We start from the raw sequence: 1,512 nt of genomic DNA on the forward strand, positions 1-1,512 counted from the left end.
CTCGTCGACCTGGGCGACCGCACGCTCGCACTCGACACCCCGACGGCATGGACCGTCGACGGCGAGGCGCCCGCTCTCGACGGCGCGCCGATCGCCCAGGCTCTCGAGAAGGCCGAGGCGCAGGCATCCGACGCGCCGATCGCCGACGCGCTCGCCGCGAACGGTGCGAACCTCGACGACCCGGCGCTCACGGCATCCCTCGCCTGGATGGCGGCGATGACCGGCGCCGACCCGTCGCGCGCCTCGAGCTGGTACCCGCCCGCCTTCCCGGCCGATGCGGTGCACGGCGTGATCGGCGACCTCGACGCGTTCCTCGACGAGCAGCTCGACGGCGTGAAGGTGGCGACAGCGTCGCCCGTCTCGCGCATCGCGTACGACGATCGCGGCGTGAGCCTGCGCCTCGGCACGGGCGAAGCACTCTCGTTCGACCGCGTGATCGTCACCGCACCGCTCGGGGTGCTGCAGAAGCAGGGCATCGAGTTCGCGCCTGCGCTGCCCTTCTCGCATCGCGGGGCGATCGCCGCACTGGCATCCGGTTTCATCGAGACCGTCTGGATGCGCTTCGACGAGGCGTTCTGGACGACCGAGGCGACCGTCTGGCACGTCGTCGGCGGTGACGCGCTGATCCGCACGTGGCTGAACCTCCAGCCGTTCACCGGCGAGCCGGTGCTCGTCGGTCTCGTCGGCGGTTCGGACGCCGAGCAGTTCGCCGCGCTCAGCGAGCGCGACGCGACGGCCGCCGCTCGAGCATCGCTCGTGTTCTTCGCAGAGCCGGCAGCGGACGAGGGCTGATCTCACCCCACGGCGGCACCGTCGGGCGCACCTTGCTGAGCAGCACGAGCGCGACCGCGACCGCGGCGAAGATCGCCAGGGCCAGAGCGCAGCTGAGCACCATCTCGCCCAGTCCCGACACCTGCCGCAGGTCGAGGAAGTAGTACGGGTACCACCCGATCACACTGCCGCGCCAGATCGTGAAGACGCCCCACACCACCGGATACAGCAGCACGAAGGGCACCACGCGCCACGACGCGGCACGCCGGCCCGGTCCGAACACCCAGGCGACGACGGTCCATGCCGGCAGCACGAAATGCAGCACGACGTCAGACCAGGGGACGGTGATCGGGATGCCGTGCTCGCCGGCTTGCCACACGATGAGAGCGAACGCGAGACCGGCGGTGATCGTCCAGCTGAGCACGAGGGCGCGCGCGGTGGTCAGCCACGTCGGATCCTCGTCGTGGCGCAGGGCGATGACCCCGGCGACGAGAGCCAGCGCGGCGAACGCGGTGTTCGACTGGATCGTCAGATACGCGAAGAAGTTCGCGCCGGCGAGGGTCTGCGAGCCCATGCCCCACAGCATCCGGTGCACGAGCGCCGCGATGCACACGGCCGCGGTCGCCAGACGCGACCAGCCGAAGATCCTTCGCGTGAGCACTCGAGCGTCGTCCTCCCGGCGGTCCGGCGGCATCGGGAGCAGGGCCGCACCACCGCTTCGAGTCTATGCAACCCCGGGTG

2 protein-coding genes are annotated in these 1,512 nt (G+C 70.9%); one reads left to right on the forward strand and one right to left on the reverse strand.

What is annotated here, in order from left to right:
- Nucleotides 1-792: FAD-dependent oxidoreductase (locus RT309_RS15035; protein ID WP_313358335.1), on the forward strand; the 792-nt coding region annotated here is incomplete at its 5' end.
- Here the strand turns inward: RT309_RS15035 and RT309_RS15040 are convergent.
- Nucleotides 716-1,432: a Pr6Pr family membrane protein gene (locus RT309_RS15040; protein ID WP_313358337.1), complete on the reverse strand. Its 717-nt coding sequence runs from the start codon at nucleotides 1,430-1,432 to the stop codon at nucleotides 716-718. The genes RT309_RS15035 and RT309_RS15040 overlap by 77 nt on opposite strands.
- Nucleotides 1,433-1,512 lie beyond the last annotated feature (80 nt).

Source organism: Microbacterium sp. (assembly GCF_032084865.1).
Classification (GTDB): domain Bacteria; phylum Actinomycetota; class Actinomycetes; order Actinomycetales; family Microbacteriaceae; genus Microbacterium.